This is a genomic window from Salinicoccus sesuvii, from assembly GCF_042648145.1.
GTDB lineage: Bacteria > Bacillota > Bacilli > Staphylococcales > Salinicoccaceae > Salinicoccus > Salinicoccus sesuvii.
In genome coordinates, this window is sequence record NZ_JBHRWV010000001.1 from 333,158 (window position 1) to 352,643 (window position 19,486).

A 19,486-nucleotide genomic window follows, 5' to 3' on the forward strand; every position below is an offset into this window, starting at 1 on the left:
AACAAGAGCGCTTCCTGGTTTTTATCTTTGTGAGAATTCAGTGAACTCACTACCATATTGCATGACCAAAATGACTAAAGGGCGTATTATGGGGAATACGATAATAAGGAAACTTGAATGAAGGTAGGGAAATATATGAAACAGAAGACCCTCTCGGGCGTTGCTACGGTGCTTGGCTTAATGCTGATGATCACAGCATTCTTTCCAATCCAGGCATCAGCAGCGAGTCCGAGCCTCCAGAACATGATTGAAATCAGAGATCCGGATGGCAATTATGACGCGAACGAGGCCCAGGCGATGATCAACCGCCTCAGTTGGGTGGATGAAAGGATACTGGCGCATACGGACCGCGCGGGTGTCCGAATCATATTGATGGACCAGCCGTTGACTGAACTGCCGGAATTCGCATACCTTTCCGGAGTTACCCCTAGAGGCTGGGAGAACACCGGTCAGACATGGGATGACGTACCGGGTGCTGGTGGCTACACGACTGCTGCCAGAATCGGCTACAGTAACCCCGGTAATGGTCACTCAACCATAAATCTTGAATTGCACGAATATGGTCATGCTGTCGACAGTTATGCTGCAGGTTTCACAGTAAGTGGCTCGCAGGAATTCATGGATATAATGGCTCAGGAGAAGGATAACCTTTTTTACGATCACGAAGTGCCGAGCTACTTTGATGTGCCTGGAGAGTACTTTGCAGAGACTTTCGCAATGTACTACCTTGGGGGGAGCGCGAGTGCCCGTCTGGCTGAACGCGCACCGATGACGTACCAGTTCATGGCTTCTTTCCACAATAGACTCGTCACTATTAAAGGAACGACAGGCAACACAGCTGAATTTTCATGGGATCCACTTGAGGGTGCCGCTTATTACGAAGTATACCGGGATGATACGCTTGTAGATACGACACAGGAAAGCTATTATCAGGACACTGGAATTGAGACATCTACCACTTATAATTATCATGTGCGTGCAATGGATCAAAATAATAATCCGCTGCTGACTTCCTATTTTAGAACCGCAACAACGACAGATGTCAGTGATGCACCAGTAGTCGAAACCACGGAACTTGAACAGATAATCGATGAAGTAGAAGCGGTGCCGGCAGAATCCAGAGCACCTGAACTGCAATCTGCACTTGAAAATGCATATGCGCTGATTGAAGACGACAGCGTAGGACAAGACCAGGTTGATGAATCTGTAACGACATTATCAGATGCCCTTTCAAATAACGACGAGGCAAAAGTCGCTGAAGAAGATGTTGCCGAGGAAACGAATGGTGAGGAAAGTACCGAAGCCTCGACAGAAGAGCCGATAGAGTCCTCTTCTGAAGCGGAGATGACCGAAGAACGTTCAGAAGAAACAACGGTTGAACCCGCTACTGAAGAAGCATCGACTGTTGAAAGTACAGAAGAGAGTCCAGAAGATGCGGACGAAGCAGAAACTGAAGCGGAAATAGATACGGCACAAGAGAGTGGACAGGCGACAGCCGAGTCTTCTAACACTTTGCTGATTATTGGTGGCATCGTCCTTTTCGTCCTTGCTGCTATCGCTACAGTCGTTTTGCTTAGAAGAAGGTAATCAAACCACAGGAGCTGGATCAAATCCAGCTTCTTTTTTATTTCACTATGCCCTATGATGGAATCATGTAAAATAAGTAAAAAGGATGGGAACAGATGCAACTTTTAATGATTATACTTCCTGTTTTTCTCATATTCGGAGCAGGGTATGCCGCACAGAAACTGCTAAAGATGGATATCAAATCTGTTTCTGCGCTGGCACTATACATACTATTGCCTCTACTCACCTTCAACACTTTCTACCGCAATGAAATTACGGTTGATTATTTCTATCTATTCCTCTACTCGTTGATCATCACAGCCATTCTTGCAGGAATCACGGTTGGTATTGGTTTTTTCATGAAATCGACTAAAGAAGATATTTCAGCTATGCTACTCGGCACTTTGTTTCCGAACAGTGGAAATTATGGATCCCCTGTCGTACTTTTTGCGATTGGTGCTACGGCGTTTGACTATGCAGTTGTACTGATGGTGCTGCATGGCTTTATTATCAGTACAATCGGCATCTTCATCGCTTCGTTCGGTAATGGCGCAACAATCTCTGTCAGGGAGGCGGTAATCAGCATCTTCCGAATCCCCGTCATCTACGGCGCACTTGCCGGTATTATTCTCCAGCTTTTAAACCTCACAATTGATGATAAGCTGATGGAAATTATCGAGATGACCGGCAATACCTCTATTCCGGTTGTTATGCTCATTCTTGGCATGCAGCTGGCACAGATTACCAGAGAAAAGTTCAAACTAAATAATATTACGACAGTTGTTGCTGTCAGAATGCTCATATCTCCGATCGTCGCAATGGTACTTGTACTCTTCATGCCGATCGACGATACGATGAAGGCTGTCTTCGTCATACTGAATGCGATGCCGGTTGCCGCCAATTCCACCATGCTGGCTGTCCAGTTCAATGTAAAACCGAATCTTGTTTCCTTCTCGACCCTCGTCACTACACTGTTCAGTTTGATTACGATACCGATCTGTCTATATCTTCTTGGAATTTAGGGTGCATTCATGCAATACTTCACTACTGCCTCGAGTAGTTTAGGGGTGATTTCATATCCGCTCTGCTTGTGCAACCGCTCGGTTAACTTGTGTGGGTCTTTGCCGAATGGTCCGATGTTTACGTGTGGCACTTGCAGATTCTGCATAGACTCAAAAGGAATGGTGTAAGTTTCTCCCCAGACAGGCGTATTGATCTTATATGTTTGCCAGCTGGCATCGTGACTGTCGTAGGCTGTGTAGCTGGCATCGGAGATGCCGTTAAAATAGTGGATTTCTTTAGGTATGATGCCATAATTGGTATCGAGAAATTCCTGTACAACGCGGGAAACGCCTCTGACCAGTGGAGCTTCAGAGGTATTGACAGCAGGATAGTAGGGAGGGACGAACAACGTCACTGCAAGGGGGACAAGTTCTTTGCAGTAGGTAATCATGCGGTTTGCAATATGCATGGATTTTTCCCTGTCATCCAAATCATCACGGGCGATGTATTGAGTGACGATCTCGTCAATCTTCATCTGACCATGCTTTCGTAGCATATAGTCATATAGTGCCTGATAGGACAGGGTACGTATCTGGCCGACAGGATGTACTCCCTCTCTCTGGCATATTGTCTCATAGCTGTTCTGGCACTGGGTCATCGTCTCTTCGACCAGCTGATTGAACTTGGTGAAAACCTCTTCTGCATTCTGTTCCATCGCAAAGACGTTGTAGAATGCCGCAACATGATTGGACGTCTGAGTCGAGTAGTCCGTTTTCATATCATAATATTTCAATGTTACAGGCAGAGGTGTCCGTTCCCCGTAGACTGTTTCAGAAAAGACGTTGCTGAACTCCATCTGCTGGTTAAGAAATGATGCCATGAAGTGCGCATTGAGGCCGCTGAGTGGTTCTCCGACGTGGGTCTCGACGCCATGAAAGAGTACAGAAGGCATGATCTTTCCGATCGTCCCGGAATAGAAATAGTAGTTCGGGTCGCCAGGGTATTGGGTAAAGCTCGGCTCACTGTTTATGAAAAGGGCATAGTCGAGCGTATGCCGATCGGCTAGGTCTTTGAGATGAGTAACCGCTGTACGCATTCCGGCAGAGTCCACTTCTTCGTCCGGAACAGTGAGGAGGACCAGATTGATCGGCCAGTTATTCGCAATGGCCTTCTCGAGCAGATGCATGTGGAGCGCAATGCCCATCTTCATATCCATGGTACCTCTGCCGAAAAGATATTCGTCAGAGAGAATATCCGCTCTGACGGATTCGGGAAAATCGTCCGCAATTTCTTTGAAACGACGGCCGAGTTCGTAGGGTGAAAATGCAAGACGGCTGCTTGAACCAAATTCCTTCGTATGCACTGTGTCGAAATGACTCATCAGAATAATCGTTTTGCTGGCTGTCTCGTGCCTGTAAAGTGCAGACAAACTATTTCTTTTCCTTCCTGCATCATGATGCTTAAGGTATTCCGGTCGCTGCTGGAAGTATTCCAGTTTCGCCAGTTCGTCCTTTAGTTTGAAAGGAAACAGAATCTCCCCCTCCGTGGCCGTCCGACTTTCCCAAGAAACAAGCCGGCAGACCAGTTCTTCAAGCTGCTTTTGCGATTCCCAAAACATTATGCGTCCTCCCTATGCAATCTTACTCTTTATTTTGATTCTGATATTTTCTGACAAAACGTTCCATCCGGTGCATACCTGCTTCAAGATGGGCCATGGCACTGGCGTACGAAATCCTGATATGGTTTCTGCCTTCTTTAGAGAAAGTGGAGCCCGGGACGACTGCGACGTGCTCTTCTTCAAGTAGTCGTTCTGCAAAAGTGACGTCGTCAAAGCCGGTCGCTGTTATATTTGGGAAGATATAGAACGCGCCTGTTGGAATTTCACAGTCGAGTCCCATTCCAGTCAGTTTCTCATGAAGGAAATCTCTGCGTTCTATATACTTTTCATTCATCTCCAGAGGGAAATTCCGTGTGTTTTTAAGTGCCTCGATGGCTGCATACTGGCTTGGTAATGAGGCGCAGATGGAATTGTTCAAGTGTATCCTGAGTACATATTTCATGGTATCAGCCGGTCCCAATACAAAGCCGAGACGCCACCCCGTCATAGCATGGGATTTTGAGAGTCCATGGATGATGATTAGTTTATCTCGAAGTGAAGCGAACGATCCGAAAGAAGTATGTTTTCCGGCAAAGGTGTTCTCGCTGTATATTTCATCCGATATAACAAACACGTCAAGTGACTTCAATGTGTCTGCCAATACAGCCATTTCGTCATACGATAGTGAGACCCCTGTCGGGTTCGAAGGATGGTTGAATATGATTGCTTTCGTCTTATTTGTAACAGTACGTTTGATTGCTTCTGCTTCAGGTTTGAAGCTTGATGTGGATATGTCCATATGAACAGGGGTCCCACCGTTCAACCGGACAAGTGAATCGTATCCAGAATACGTTGGAGCAGGTAGGATGACTTCGTCACCTGGTTCGATAATCGTTCGTAAAACCGAATCGAGTCCTTCGCTTGCGCCATTTGTGACGATGATTTCTGTCTCCGGTGCATACGAGAAATTGTAAGTATCCTGGAAGAAATCAGCGACACTCTCTCTCAGTTCAAGGAGACCGGCGTTGTGGGAATAGCCCGTTCTACTCTCACGGATGGCAGTGATTGCTGCTTCTTTTACATTCGCAGGAGTCGGGAAGTCAGGCTGTCCAATGGTCAGGTTGATGCCGTCCTGATATTCTGCGACCTTGTTTGAGAAAACGCGTATTCCAGGAACTTGGATGGTCTTTGCGATTGGGTTGATATCGAGCATGTTGTGCCTCCTTGTGGCAATGTTAGTATAGAATTCATTATGAATAGATAGGGATATGATATCAATATTGGATTGCTGCCACAATCTTTTATTCATAATGATGCGAAAATGGTGATAAATATTTATTTTCAGATATGTTATATTGTTATAAAGTAAAGGAGGATGACCATGTCAGTTGCAGAACAGTTGTATACCGCCTACTCAACAAACGAACCACTTGCACTCGGTGCATTAGATATTGCTTCTGCCAAGGAGGCATATAGTATTCAGAATGCAGTAATTGACTTGAAGAAAGAGAACAGTGAGGTGCTGATGGGGTATAAAATCAGTCTGACGAGTCTAGAGACACAGAACTTATTTAATAGTGAGTCACCACTCTATGGCAGGATGACAGACCGTACAGTGAAAAAGGAGATTCATCTGACGGACTACAACCAACCGCTCCTCGAAATGGAGCTTATCTTTTTGATAGATGAAGATATCAATGCAGAAGATACGGAAGTTGAGATCATGAAAAAGTGCCGAGTAGCGCCTGGGGCAGAAGTACCCGATGCCCGCTATAAGGACTGGTTTCCGAATACGACATTGAACGAAATCATCGCAGATGGTGCAGTAAATGGGGCAGTCATATATGGTAGTGCCGCGCATCATGATTACGATGGGATCAACGGAATCAAAGGCACGCTTTTGCATAATGGCAACGTCGTAAAAGAGGGACATTCAACAGAAGTACTGGGACATCCTGCAAAAGCGGTGAAGTGGCTGGCTGGAGCACTTGCAGAAGAAGGGAAGGTGCTGAAATCCGGCCTGTTCGTTTCCTCGGGTACTTTCAATTTGCCGGTTGTACTTGAACTTGGAACCTATGAAATCGTCTATGAGAATGTGGGAACAGTTGTGTTTGAAGTCAAAGTATAGGAAAAGCCCTTCGGAGGACACTTCTAAAGTGCACTCCGAAGGGCTTTCTTAATCACGTATTAAAGTTTTACAACCCAGCCAAATGGATCTTCCTGACGCCCATACTGGATGTCGGTGAAATGATTGTAGAGATCCTCCGACACTGGACCGATCTGGTTGTCATTGACGATGTGATCGACGCCATGAATGTTCAGTCGGCCGACCGGAGAGATGACTGCAGCTGTACCGGCACCAAAGACTTCCGTAATTCTGCCATTATGCAGATCGTTGGCAAGATCGTCGATATGGATCGACTCCTCTTTCACGGTGTAGCCTTTATACTCGGCAAGTTCAATGAGCGATTTGCGTGTAATACCAGGTAGGATGGAGCCGTTCAGTTTCGGCGTGACAAGTTCGCCATCCCGGACGAAAAAGATGTTCATACTTCCGACTTCTTCGACATATTTCTGTTCAACACCATCGAGCCATAGTACCTGTTCATAACCGAGCTCGTTTGCCTTCTTTTGGGCAAGCAAGCTTGCAGCGTAGTTGCCGCTTGCTTTCGCAAATCCGACACCCCCGCGCACAGAACGAACAAAGTCATCTTCCACATAAAGGCTCGATGGATTCAGTTGCGCACCGTAGTAGCTCGCGACAGGTGAAAGGATGATGTTGAACTGGTAGGACTCAGAAGGCCGTACACCGAGGAACGGTTCATCTGCAAAGACGAAAGGTCTGATATAGAGCGACTGGCCATCGCCATTCGGCACCCAATCTCGTTCGACCCTAAGGAGTTCTAGGAGAGCATTGAGCGCGTTCTCCTCGTCTATTTCGGGCATGGAGAGGCGGGAAAGTGACTGATTCATCCGCTTGAAGTTTTGATCAGGTCTGAAAACCAATACATCGTCACCATTTTTATAAGCTTTAAGCCCTTCAAACACGGATTGACCATAATGGATTGCTTGACAGCTTGGTGAAATTTGCAGGTTCTGATAAGGGATGATGGAAGACTCCGACCAGCCGTATTCCGATGTATACCTGCTGGTGAACATATAGTCTGTAAATACTGTACCGAACTTGATTGTCGAAACGTCCGGCTTATTCTTCAATTGATTTGCCCGTTCTATCTGTAGTGTTTGTGCCATATAAATTCCTCCTTAATTGTTAGCCGATGTGCGTAAGTTTTGCGATGTTCTGCCTCTATATTTGTAGACTGCTCTAATGTAAAGTCCGGCTGTAGCGAGCACTGGAATCATTCCAAGTGCCAGTGAAATTTCATATTTCATATTCAGCGTTTCAGGTGCGTAGAAGAAATAGGTGCCGACAACGCCCGTCATGAACAAGGCTGGAATGCCTGCAATAAAGTGTAACTTACCTTCTTTGATAAGGTAGGCCGTGGCCACCCAGAGCATTGTCGCCGAGACGGTCTGGTTAGTAAAGCCGAGGTACCTCCAGAGGAAGGAATAGTCGATTGTGGCGAGCAGAAAGGCTGGTACTGCCACACATACAGTCATGATAAGCATCTTTTTCCTGTTGGCAACTTTGACGAACTTCCCAACTGCTTCGGTCAGGATCATCCGGGAGGAACGGAGGGCCGTATCTCCTGTTGTTATTGGGAGAACGACAGCGCCCATGAATGCTAGAAATGCACCGGCAGCACCGAGATATTCGATGGAGATCGTGTCGATGACACCTGCAGGACCTCCATTGGCCAATGCGGCACCTAGACCGTTCGTTCCGCCGAAAAACGTCATGCCGGCAGTAGCCCAGATCAGTGCGATGACGCCTTCTGCGATCATGGCCCCGAAGAAAACGCGCCGGGCATCAGATTCCTTGCGGATGGTGCGGGCGATGATCGGACTCTGTGTCGAGTGGAAACCTGAAATGGCACCACACGAGATGGTAACCATCAAGAGCGGCCATACGGGCAACCCCTCAGGATGTGCAGTAGAAAGTGTTAGATTCGGTACTGTTGCGCCTGAAAAGAGGAGACCGATGAACACCGACACTGCCATGATGATCAGGATGGCACCGAATATCGGATATATTCTGCCAATGATCTTATTAATCGGCAGCACTGTTGCGATGAGGAAATATGCAAAAATGACGACCAATGCAACGAAGAACGGAATGGCACCACCTGTTTTCATTGATATGAGCTCTGCAGGTCCTGCAGTGAAAGCGGCGGCAACAAGAATCATAAGTGCCAGTGAAACGACATAGATGAAGAGTTTCACACTCTTTCCGAGATATTTCTCTACCAGTGCGGGGAACTGTGCGCCATTGTTGCGGATACTGAGCATTCCCGAGAAGTAATCGTGTACCGCACCAGCGAAAATACAACCGACAACGATCCAGATGAGTGCGACAGGTCCATACAGTGCACCGGCAACTGCGCCGAATACGGGGCCAAGCCCTGCGATATTGAGAAGTTGTACTAGCCAACCTTTTATCGGGTGCATTGGGATGTAGTCGACACCGTCACCGCTTTTATATGCGGGTGTCTCATTTTTGTCGTCGATGACAAAAATTTTCTCAATCATCTTTCCATATACCACATAGCCGAGAATGAGTAGTAAAATGGAAAAAGTGAGTGTCAACATATCTAATGCCTCCCTATATTTGAAAATTGTATACATCTTAACAAGATAAGAGACATAAAGCAACCTGTTTTCTGATAATTTCGATTTCATTTTCATTACAAATTACCAATATACTGATAAGTTACTGTAAATATTCGATGTGTGCTATCATAAACGCACATAAAGAATCCAAAAGAGGTCGATTCAATGAGCATATCAAGAAGGAAAATATATGAAGAGATTGCAGACCTTATCATGAAGGACGTCAAGGAGGGTATATTGAATCCAGGAGACAAGCTGCCGTCGATAGCTAAGATGGCAGACCAATATCAAGTGTCTTCGGCTTCCATCAGAGAAGCGTTGAATACTCTCAGTGTGATGGATGTCATAGAAGTCAAACACGGTCAGGGGTCTTATATAAAAGCACGCATGCCGCTCGGTTTTGAGCATGCATTTGAAATCATTACGAGAAAAGATATCGAGAACTTGCTGGAACTCCGAAGGATCATCGAAGTCGGCTGTGTTGAACTGGCATGCAGTCAGGCAGAAGAGGTCGATTTTGAAAAAATGCAGGATGCGCTCGATAAGATGCGCACAGCTGTGATGAACAATGAACTTGGGGAGCAGGCAGATTATGAGTTTCATATGGCGATTGCAAAATCAACAGGTAATCAGATGCTCATCGATCTGCTCGGTAATGTCTCAGAGAAAATGATCGAGACAATGAAGGAAACGAGAAGGATATGGCTTTATGAAGAAAAGAAGTCCATTCAGAAGATATTTGACGACCATCAGGCGATTCATGAGGCAATAATGCATCGTGATGTAGCAGAGGCGAGATCTGCGATGCTTGGCCATCTTGAGGAAGTGGCATCGGTTCTACTGACACGGCACGGCGGATGAAAGAGACCTGACGGGTCTCTTTTTTTTGAAATAGTTTGACAAAAGGAAATCGCTTTCATAGAATAGACAAAGAGATATAGTCATCAGATGACTGACTGACTATAACCTACTATGGGATATAGGGGGGTATTCATGCTAGTTCTACTGAGCATCTTGCCGATTTTGTCAATTTTCTTCTTTCTCGTCATTTTAAGATGGTCTGCTCGGAAAGGAATGTTCTTCAGTTTCATCATCACAGTACTCATTGCTTACTTTGGCTGGCAGATGGGGGTTGTCAGTATTACAGCAGCATCACTGAAAGGTGTGATGACTGCGCTTGAGGTCGGTGTCATCGTATTCGGCGCGGTTCTTTTGCTGAATGTACTGAAAGAGAGTGGTGCGGTAGATACGATCCGCGCATCATTTACCAGTATTTCGCCAGACAGAAGAGTTCAAGCAATCATTGTCGCATGGCTGTTCGGTACTTTTCTTGAGGGCGCTGCAGGATGGGGCGCACCGGCGACAATTGTCGGACCCCTACTGATTGCCCTCGGCTTTCCTGCCCTAGCAGCAGTGATGATCGCATTGATGCTGCAGTCGACACCTGTTTCTTATGGTGCGGTCGGGACCCCAATTTTAGTCGGGGTCAATACGAGCCTTGAGAACCAGCCAGTCGTCGATAGCTACATAGGTGCCAATGGCCAGGCGATGTCTAGTTTCGTTTTTGATGTCGGTGCTCAAGTGTCTATCTTCCACGCCATCGTTGGGCTGTTTGTACCATTACTCATGTCGGCCATGTTGACGAAGTTCTTCGGGAAGAATAGAAGTTTCAGGGAAGGTTTCGCGATATGGCCGTTCGCGATATTCGCCGGACTTGCTTTTGTCATTCCATTTTCGCTGGTGGCCAACTTCCTTGGTCCGGAATTCCCGTCACTCCTCGGCGGTCTCATCGGCATGGCAATCGTCATTCCACTGGCAAGGAAAGGATTCCTCATGCCTAAGAACATCTTCGATTTCGAACCACGTGAGACGTGGCGGAAATCATGGTTCAGTGATATTGCTACCGAAGTGAAGCCGGCTAGAAACATTTCCATGATCAAAGCATGGATGCCGTATGTGCTTGTCGCACTGCTGCTTGTTGTTACTCGGATTGAAGCTTTAGGAGTGCGTGCGCTGGTTTCAAGCTGGGTTGTCTCTTTTGAGAATATACTGGGCACAGGCATCAACCATAGTTTGACACCATTTATGATTCCTGGGGTTGTATTCATTGTGGTCGCTCTCCTGACAGGTGTTTTGCACGGCCTCGATGGTAGAGGCATGGCCAATGCCTTCAAGGTTTCAGGAAAAACCATTATCGCTGCGATGGCGGCACTGATCGTTTCGGTACCACTTGTGCAAGTATTCATCAATTCAGGTATCAATGCGGGCGGGTTTGATTCCATGCCGCTTGTCCTTGCACAGGGGGCAGCAAATGTATTTGGAGATAGCTGGCCGCTCATCTCGCCGGCTATTGGAGCACTCGGTGCCTTCGCGGCGGGCAGTAATACCGTCAGTAACATGATGTTTGGTCTTTTCCAGTTCGGAGTAGCAGATCAGATCGGTGCAAATCCACTCTATATTGTCGCGCTCCAAGCGGTGGGCGGGGCTGCAGGTAATATGATTTGTGTGCATAATGTGGTTGCAGCAAGTGCAGCAGCAGGACTTATCGGCAAAGAGGGCACATTGATTTCAAGGCTTCTCATTCCAACTACCTTCTACCTGGTACTTGCAGGGGCTGTAGGATACGTATGGGTGAATGGTCTTGGTTTGAATATCGGACTCTTTCTCATCATCGTGATACTAGCAGTCATATTATCAATGATTCTACGTTCGGAGAAGCGGATGGAAACGAACTAAGAAATATTATTGAAATAGATAATTTAAATTAGAAAGGTGACAGAAAAATGGATAATACAGAACCGAAAAAAGTTATCCTGATAGGTGCTGGCGTTCTAAGCAGCACTTTTGGATCATTGCTAAAAAACATAGAGCCGGACTGGAATATCAAATTGTTCGAAAGATTGGACCAACCGGCGATAGAAAGCTCAAACGAGAGAAATAATGCTGGAACAGGGCATGCTGCACTTTGCGAATTGAATTATACAGTCGAACAAGAAGATGGCTCCATAGATATTGAAAAGGCAAAAGAAATAAATGAGCAGTTCGAAGTCTCTAAGCAGTTCTGGGCACATCTGGTCACAAGTGGAGAAATACAAAATCCGGAGGCGTTTATTCGTCCATTGCCTCATATCAGCTTTGTGCAGGGTTCAGATAATGTGAACTTTTTGCGTAAACGGTACGAAGCATTGTCTCCATTGCCGATGTTTGAAGGTATGGAGTATTCGCAAGACCTTGATGAATTGGAGAAGTGGATCCCTCTGATGGTAAAGGGGCGTGACCGAGATGCAATTGTTGCGGCAAGCAAAATAGACACAGGCACGGATGTCAATTTTGGTGAACTTACTCGAAAAATGATGAAAAGCATCAGTGGGCATGATAATGCTGAAGTTTATTACAATCACGAAGTGCTTGGTTTCGAAAGAAGGAGAGACGGTAAATGGGGCGTCAAGATACGGAATCTCGAAGAGAATAGGATTGACTATCACATAGCGGACTATCTCTTCATTGGAGCCGGAGGCAACGCGATTCCACTACTGCAGAAAACAAAAATTCCGGAGAGTCGGAATCTTGGCGGTTTCCCGATAAGTGGCGCATTTCTAGTCTGCAAGAATCCGGATATAGTAGAACAGCACGGTGCCAAGGTTTACGGGAAAGAACCGCCAAACACACCACCGATGACTGTCCCTCATTTAGATAGACGATATATCCAAGGGGATCAAAGCCTGTTATTCGGTCCTTTCGCAGCCATAGGTCCCAAATTCTTGAAACATGGCTCCAATATGGATCTTTTTAGATCTATTAAACTAAATAACATATTGACCATGACATCCTCCGGGTTGAAGAATGCTGCACTTGTCAAATATTCTATCCAGCAGGTGATGATGAATAAGGCAGACCGGATGAAGGAATTGCGGAAGTTTGTACCTGAAGCAAAAGATGAAGATTGGGAACTGATCATAGCTGGGAAACGTGTACAGGTGATCAAAGATACCTATGCGTTTGGAAAAGGATATATTCAATTTGGAACAGAGGTCGTCCATTCTGAAGACAAATCCGTTATGGCCCTGCTTGGAGAATCTCCTGGGGCCTCTACTTCTGTATCTGTCGCCCTTGAAGTCTTTGAGAAAAACTTCCCGCAATATATGGAAAAATGGACACCTAAGTTTAAAGAAATGATTCCTTCATATGGTCAATCCTTAATAGAAGACAGTGAGCTACTGAAAGAAATCCGCAAGGCCACTTCGAAGGAGCTTGGATTGAAATAGAAGAAGGCATCCTTCACCTATATAAACAGTTTGTTCTCCGTTCAATTATAAACACCAATAGAATACGAATGCTTAAAGGCTTTGCTTCGGCAAAGCCTTTTATATTAAATAAATTTTCAGAAAATATTTGTAATTGGCTATTGTATCCAATATAATGAAGATGACTTCATAAAAGGGGTGTTACGATGAAATTAAGCGAGTCACTTGCGTCATATATACGATCGGTTTCTTACGAGCAGTTGCCGGATGACGTTGTAGAATTTACGAAGCTTTGTATTCTCGATTATTTTAGTTCTGCAATTGCAGGATCTGATACACTGCCCATTGCTAAGATAGAGGAGATAGTCGAAGAACTTGGGGGAGCTAAGCAGGCGACTTTGATTACTGGCGGGAAGTCATCCGTGACGAATGCAGCATTACTTAATGGTGCATCCAGTCACATCGTGGAACAAGATGATATTCATAAGGGGTCTATAATCCATGCAGCAACTGTTGTTATTCCAGCCGCACTGGCAATCGCCGAACGAGATAATCTTTCCGGTAAAGATTTAATTACTGCAGTAGTTATTGGCTATGAGGTATGCTACAGGATTGGTGAGGCAGTAACCCCTTCTCACTATTACTACTGGCATAACACGGCAACATGCGGTACATTTGGCGCAGCTGCAGCTGTAGCTAAATTGCTCAACTTATCTGAAGAACAGATCGTTCACACTTTGGGTAGTGCTGGAACACAGGCAGCCGGTTTATGGGAGTTCATAGAAGATGGTGCGATGTCAAAGCAACTGCATCCTGGAAAAGCGGCAATGAATGGAGTGATTGCCGGGCTTCTGTCCCAGAAAGGTTTTACTGCAGCAACCCGTATATTGGAGGGGGATCGTGGGTTCTTCGAAGCGATGAGTGATGATTATGATGTTTCAAAAGTAGCAGAGAGGTTGGGTGAGACATACAAGATAATGGAGAACTCCTTCAAAGTTCATGCCTCTTGCAGACATACACATCATGCGATGGATCTGGTTTCAGAATTGTCTAGGGAGCGGAGACTGGATGCAGAGGATATTGAAAGCATCGAGATTGGCACATATCAGGTTGCCATCAACATTACGAATAATGATAATCCGATGACTGTGTATCAAGGTAAATTCAGCCTCCAGTATTGTACAGCACATGCATTTGTGTTGCAGGAGGGAAGTCTCTATACATTTACTGAAGAAAACTTGTGGAATGAAGAAATAAGAGACGTAATGTCCAAGGTAAGAATATACGTCGATCCCTCAAAAAATAATACCTACCCGAACCAGTGGGGGGCGATTGCGAAGGTTACTTTGAAAAATGGAAAGCACATCGAGCTTGATACAGATTATCCAAAAGGCGATCCGGAGCAGCCGGTTACGAAGGATGAACTATTGGAAAAATTCATGCAGCTGAGTCAAAAACTGGATCAATCGGAGCGTGAAAATATCTCTGAGAAGATACTCTCACTTGAGAAAGTAGAAGACTTAAAAGTGCTTTTTCCTAAAAATCGGGTAGATGCAAAATAGTTATAATGATATAGGAAAAGGTGAACATTATGAAACTTGAGATGGCACAAAGAGAAGTACTTCCGAATTCTGTAACAACTATTCTAAGACAGGCGATCTTAAAGGGAGATCTGGTCCCTGGACAGCACCTTGTCCAAGCAGAACTGGCGGAGCAATTGGGAGTAAGCAGAATGCCTGTTAGAGAGGCCTTAAAAACGCTTGAAATGGAGGGATTGATAACACTTGAGCCACACAAGGGAGCCGTAGTTAATGAATTGACCATCGATGATATCGATGAAATATACGAACTGCGTACAATGCTCGAATCTCTTGCTCTTAAAAAGAGCATTCCATATCTGACAGATGAAGCACTTGAGGAATTACAGCATCTACATTTGAAAATGTTGAATACATTCGAGAAAGAAGAATATGTGGACTTGAATAAAAGATTCCATGCCATCTCCTTTAGTGGCTGCAAGAGTAAGAGGGTGCATAGTCTGATGGCTAGAGTATCACATGGAATTGCTAAGGATACACCATATGTCATTCCTGGTCAGATTGAAAAGTCCAATAGGGAGCATAGCGTCATATTGAAAGCCATCTCAAGTAAAGATGCGGAAAGGGCAGCAAGTGAACTTTCAAATCATATCGATCGGACTCGTAAAGATCTGATAGAAGTTCTAAAGCAGCAAAAAGAAAATAAATAGAAAAATCAATAAATTCTAAAAACTATATTTACATCATATCTGATTTATTTTACACTTTAATTGTATCCAATCTACAATATCCAAAATGAGGAGGGTCATAATGAATAGTACATGGCTTTTCATCCCTGGTGATAAAAAGAAGTTCCTGGAGAAAGTAAATGAACTTCAGGCCGATGTAATCATCTTTGATCTCGAGGACAGTGTTGTTCCCAAAGATAAGAAGAAAGCAAGGGAGATGGTGGAGGCAGCCCTTAGGCAAACAAAGCCGGGAAGCAGAAACTTTGTACGTGTAAATGATATTCATAGTCCATTCTTCATCGATGATATCTCAACACTTGCAGGTACAGCTCCTGACGGCATTGTCATCCCGAAGGTGAATACACAAGATGAAATGATGATAGCGGATTTTTTACTCAGGAATTACGAAAAAGCGAATAATCTAGCAATAGGATCAATTAGTATTGTCCCGCTGATTGAAACAGGAAAGGGTATCATGAACGTTGTCGATATTGCAAAATCCACTAAACGCGTTGAAGCGCTGGCTTTTGGTGCTGAGGATTATATGCTTGATGTTAGTATCCCGAAAGATGAGGGCAATGCATTGCTCTATGCACGCTCAATACTCGTAACAGCTTCAAGTGCTGCCGACATTGCTCCACCCATAGATTCGGTCTATACAGATTTCAATGATCCAGAAGGTCTGAAAACCGCTTCACTCAGGAGCAGAGGCTTCGGATTCCAAGGTAGACTGGTCATCCACCCCAAGCAGCTGGAAACAATCAATGAAATATTCGCCCCGACGGACTATGAAATCGAGGAAGCGAGAAAGATTGTCGAAGCATATGAAACATCATTCAACGACGGAGATGGTGCTTTGCAAGTGAATGGGAAGATGATAGATGCCCCTATAGCTGAAAGGGCTAAAAAAATTCTTAAAATGTAAGCGCTTACTAAATTAGAAGGAGGAGTTTCATGCTACCACTGGAAGGTATAACAGTCATCTCTTTAGAGCAGGCCATTGCTGTTCCTTTCGCAACAAGACAGCTTGCGGATCTTGGAGCAAGAGTAATAAAAGTTGAGAGACCTGATGTGGGTGATTTCGCCAGAGGATACGATACGACTGTAAATGGTATGTCGAGCCATTTTGTATGGTGCAACCGTTCGAAAGAGTCGATTGCACTGGACCTTAAGTCGGACGAAGGAAAGAATGTATTGTCAAAGTTAGTCGGAAAAGCGGATGTACTGATACAGAATCTGGCTCCTGGAGCTCTTGAACGTATGGGATTTGTTCCTGAAGAATTAGTTGAAGAATACCCTGAACTGATTGTTTGCAATCTTTCAGGCTATGGTAAGGGGGGGCCATATGAACAGAAGAAAGCCTACGACTTGTTAGTCCAATGCGAAGCCGGTCTGGTATCAGTTACTGGCACGGAAGAGGAACCGTCCAAGGCGGGAATATCCATCGCAGATATCGCAGCAGGTATGTATGCTTACACAGGAGTACTTACTGCTTTGATGAACCGTATGAAGACGGGTCGGGGGACGGTTATAGAAATCTCCATGCTTGAAGCACTTGGGGAATGGATGGGTTATCCTGCATACTATGCCGCTTACAGCAATAAGGAACCGAGACGTACCGGTGCAAGTCATTCGACCATTTATCCTTATGGACCGTTCATTTGCGGAGATGGTAAGACCGTTTTCATTGGTCTACAGAACGAACGCGAGTGGGCGCATTTCTGTGAAAAAGTGCTGGATGATCCGGGACTTAAAAACGATACACGATTTAACACGAATTCGCTGCGATCGGAAAACAGAGAAGCTTTGAAAGTATTAATCGAAGAACGCTTTTCCGAACTTGTGTCTGAAACTGTGATTGAACGCGTTGAAAATGCAAAAATTGCCAATGCAAGACTTAATACAATGAAGGACTTCTTTGACCATCCGCAGCTGAAGGCAAGAAAGCGCTGGAAGGATGTGGAGACACCGGAGGGGCGTATCAGTGCGCTTGTGCCCCCGGTGACTATGAACGGTTTCGAAGCGGTGATGAAGCCGGTACCTGGGCTTGGTGAGCATACAGATATCATTTTAGAAGAACTTGGACTGAAGTCTGAAACATTCAATAAATAGGAGGGAATTCATGAGTATTCAACGAGGTTGGACAGGCAGGTACTATGAAGATTTTTCGGAAGGGGACATATATTCTCATCCACTCGGTAGAACGGTCACAAAAACGGACAACATCTATATGACATTACTGACTCAGAATACGAATCCAATTCATTTTGACGATTACTATTCACAGCAGACAGAATTCGGACAGCCGCTTGTCGATTCTACATTCACACTAGCACTGGTGACCGGACAGTCGGTTACCGACATTTCTCAGAATGCGATGGCAAACCTCGGATGGGATGATATTACTCTTCCGAATCCGGTATTTGAAGGAGACACTATCTACTCTTATTCGGAAGTAACAGGACTTAGAGAATCAAAATCCCGTCCCAATGTTGGCATTGTTAATGTGAAAACTTTTGGTTACAACCAGCGTGGTGAGGTGATCATCTCATTTAAAAGAACGATGATGGTCTATAAGAGGGAGAATGCGCCTAGGCGGGGTGATGAACTCTTACAGAAAGTGCTTAATCACCAAAAGAAGCAGTAAGGGAGGTATAGGATGAAAGAGATAGAATACCAGGACATCGTTGACGAAGTGGCTAGGATATGCCAGGAAGCAAACTATGACTTAGGAGAGGATGTAGTCAATGCCTTTAAGCAGTCGATGAAGACTGAGAAGTCTGAGGCAGGTAAATCTATTCTGAACCAGTTGATAGCAAACGCAGATATCGCCACTTCTAATAGGGTGCCAATGTGCCAGGACACCGGTGTATCAGTATTTATAGTAAAACTTGGGCAGGATTGTCATATTACTGGAGGTTCTTTGCAGAATGCTATTAATGAAGGGGTCAAGAAAGGCTATGATGAAGGTTATCTGAGATATTCCATAGTGGATGACCCCCTCAATCGTAAAAATACCGGAGACAACACCCCCGCCGTCATCCATGTCGAACTCGTAGAAGGGGATGGTTTTGAAGTTCAGATGTCTGCCAAGGGAGGGGGAGCAGAGAATATGAGCGCAATGAAGATGCTTACTCCAAGTGCCGGAATCGAAGGAGTTAAGAAATTCATCCTGGACACCGTTCGTGAAGCGGGACCAAATGCCTGCCCACCACTGGTAATTGGTATTGGTATTGGAGGTAATTTCGAAGTTGCTCCCTACCTTGCGAAAAAATCATTGTTCCGTCCTGTCGGTGAAAGACATAAAAATTCTGAATTAGCCAATCTAGAAGAAGAACTGATGATAGAAGTTAATAAGCTCGGCATCGGACCCCAGGGGATGGGGGGCAGTACAACGGCAATAGATATCAAGGTCGAAACGGCACCGTGCCACATTGCGGCATTGCCCATTGCTGTAAATCTCAATTGCCATGCGAGTCGACATAAGCATTTTGCGATGTGAGGAGGATAAGAATGAACACCAGATTGAAGGTCCCTTTTGAAGCAGGAGCAGTGGAGAACTTGAGAAGTGGCGAACAGGTGTTGTTGACAGGAACACTTTATACGGGGCGAGATGCGGCACATAAGAGGATGGTTGAACAACTAGAAAAATATGGATCTTTACCTATTGGGCTGAAAGGCCAGGTTATCTACTATGTCGGACCGACACCGAACAAGCCTGATGCTATCATCGGTTCTGCCGGTCCGACAACAAGCAGCCGTATGGATGCCTATGCATCCAAACTGATGGAAAAAGGTTTGAAAGGTATGATTGGGAAAGGCTACAGAAGCGAGGAAATTGTTGCATCAATAAAGAAGCATTCAGCCGTCTATATGGCCGCAATTGGAGGAACAGGGGCACTACTTGCCCAAAAGATTATCTCTTCCGAAGTGGTCGCCTATGAAGATCTCGGAACAGAAGCAATCAGGAAGTTGGAAGTTGTGGATTTTCCATGCATCGTTATAAATGATAGTCACGGAAATGATTGGTACAAGGAAGCACACAAACAGTTCGGAGAATCATCAAACCAATAAAGGGGA

General features: G+C 45.2%; 17 protein-coding genes. 13 read left to right on the forward strand and 4 right to left on the reverse strand.

The features are described from left to right. Positions 1-135 precede the first annotated feature (135 nt). Both ACFOJ8_RS01670 and ACFOJ8_RS01675 read left to right on the forward strand, forming a co-directional pair. Positions 136-1,587 carry an anthrax toxin lethal factor-related metalloendopeptidase gene (locus tag ACFOJ8_RS01670; protein WP_380651784.1) on the forward strand — a complete coding sequence of 484 codons (1,452 nt, stop codon included), beginning with the start codon at positions 136-138 and terminating at the stop codon, positions 1,585-1,587. 95 nt (positions 1,588-1,682) lie between these two features. Beyond that, entirely contained in the window at positions 1,683-2,588 is a 906-nt protein-coding gene (locus ACFOJ8_RS01675; protein ID WP_380651787.1) for an AEC family transporter, read from the forward strand. Here the strand turns inward: ACFOJ8_RS01675 and ACFOJ8_RS01680 are convergent. Together ACFOJ8_RS01680 and ACFOJ8_RS01685 are read right to left on the reverse strand one after the other, a co-directional pair. Continuing rightward, the gene (locus tag ACFOJ8_RS01680; protein ID WP_380651789.1) at positions 2,585-4,186 is read right to left on the reverse strand and encodes a M20/M25/M40 family metallo-hydrolase; all 1,602 of its coding nucleotides are present in this window, start codon (positions 4,184-4,186) and stop codon (positions 2,585-2,587) included. The two genes, ACFOJ8_RS01675 and ACFOJ8_RS01680, sit on opposite strands and share 4 nt — an antisense overlap. 22 nt (positions 4,187-4,208) lie before the next feature. Beyond that, a complete protein-coding gene (locus ACFOJ8_RS01685) occupies positions 4,209-5,378 on the reverse strand; it encodes an aminotransferase class I/II-fold pyridoxal phosphate-dependent enzyme (RefSeq protein WP_380651791.1) in 1,170 nt (389 codons plus the stop codon). 168 nt (positions 5,379-5,546) lie between these two features. On the opposite strand from ACFOJ8_RS01685, the gene ACFOJ8_RS01690 reads away from it, so the two are divergent. Further along, complete coding sequence (locus ACFOJ8_RS01690) at positions 5,547-6,293, forward strand: 2-keto-4-pentenoate hydratase (protein ID WP_380651794.1); 747 nt, start codon at positions 5,547-5,549, stop codon at positions 6,291-6,293. Between the two features lie 59 nt (positions 6,294-6,352). On the opposite strand, the gene ACFOJ8_RS01695 is transcribed toward ACFOJ8_RS01690, so the two are convergent. Then, on the reverse strand, positions 6,353-7,417 hold the full coding sequence (locus tag ACFOJ8_RS01695) for a branched-chain amino acid aminotransferase (RefSeq protein ID WP_380651796.1): 1,065 nt from the start codon (positions 7,415-7,417) through the stop codon (positions 6,353-6,355). A gap of 12 nt (positions 7,418-7,429) precedes the next feature. Beyond that, positions 7,430-8,875, reverse strand: a complete 1,446-nt coding sequence (locus tag ACFOJ8_RS01700; RefSeq protein WP_380651799.1) for a carbon starvation CstA family protein — start codon at positions 8,873-8,875, stop codon at positions 7,430-7,432. A gap of 186 nt (positions 8,876-9,061) precedes the next feature. Here ACFOJ8_RS01700 and ACFOJ8_RS01705 point away from each other — a divergent pair, with 186 nt between their 5' ends. The 10 genes from ACFOJ8_RS01705 (at position 9,062) to ACFOJ8_RS01750 (ending at position 19,480) form a co-directional block, all read left to right on the forward strand. Further along, positions 9,062-9,757, forward strand: a complete 696-nt coding sequence (locus ACFOJ8_RS01705; protein WP_380651802.1) for a FadR/GntR family transcriptional regulator — start codon at positions 9,062-9,064, stop codon at positions 9,755-9,757. A 132-nt stretch (positions 9,758-9,889) separates the two neighbouring features. After that, positions 9,890-11,632 (forward strand): L-lactate permease, encoded by a 1,743-nt coding sequence (locus tag ACFOJ8_RS01710; RefSeq protein ID WP_380651804.1) that lies wholly within the window; start codon positions 9,890-9,892, stop codon positions 11,630-11,632. Positions 11,633-11,679: 47 nt separating this feature from the next. Then, complete coding sequence (gene mqo, locus ACFOJ8_RS01715; protein ID WP_380651807.1) at positions 11,680-13,161, forward strand: malate dehydrogenase (quinone); 1,482 nt, start codon at positions 11,680-11,682, stop codon at positions 13,159-13,161. Positions 13,162-13,346: 185 nt separating this feature from the next. Next, positions 13,347-14,702, forward strand: coding sequence for an MmgE/PrpD family protein (locus tag ACFOJ8_RS01720; protein WP_380651810.1), 1,356 nt, complete (start codon positions 13,347-13,349; stop codon positions 14,700-14,702). A 29-nt stretch (positions 14,703-14,731) separates the two neighbouring features. Then, positions 14,732-15,388: a GntR family transcriptional regulator gene (locus ACFOJ8_RS01725; protein ID WP_380651813.1), complete on the forward strand. Its 657-nt coding sequence runs from the start codon at positions 14,732-14,734 to the stop codon at positions 15,386-15,388. Between the two features lie 100 nt (positions 15,389-15,488). Beyond that, entirely contained in the window at positions 15,489-16,331 is an 843-nt protein-coding gene (locus tag ACFOJ8_RS01730) for an HpcH/HpaI aldolase/citrate lyase family protein (RefSeq protein WP_380651816.1), read from the forward strand. 29 nt (positions 16,332-16,360) lie between these two features. Then, positions 16,361-17,518 carry a CaiB/BaiF CoA transferase family protein gene (locus tag ACFOJ8_RS01735; RefSeq protein ID WP_380651819.1) on the forward strand — a complete coding sequence of 386 codons (1,158 nt, stop codon included), beginning with the start codon at positions 16,361-16,363 and terminating at the stop codon, positions 17,516-17,518. 10 nt (positions 17,519-17,528) lie between these two features. Beyond that, complete coding sequence (locus ACFOJ8_RS01740; protein ID WP_380651822.1) at positions 17,529-18,053, forward strand: MaoC family dehydratase; 525 nt, start codon at positions 17,529-17,531, stop codon at positions 18,051-18,053. Positions 18,054-18,065: 12 nt separating this feature from the next. Continuing rightward, positions 18,066-18,908, forward strand: coding sequence for a fumarate hydratase (locus ACFOJ8_RS01745; protein WP_380651825.1), 843 nt, complete (start codon positions 18,066-18,068; stop codon positions 18,906-18,908). Positions 18,909-18,919: 11 nt separating this feature from the next. After that, on the forward strand, positions 18,920-19,480 hold the full coding sequence (locus ACFOJ8_RS01750) for a Fe-S-containing hydro-lyase (protein WP_380651828.1): 561 nt from the start codon (positions 18,920-18,922) through the stop codon (positions 19,478-19,480). The last annotated feature ends 6 nt before the right edge of the window (positions 19,481-19,486 follow it).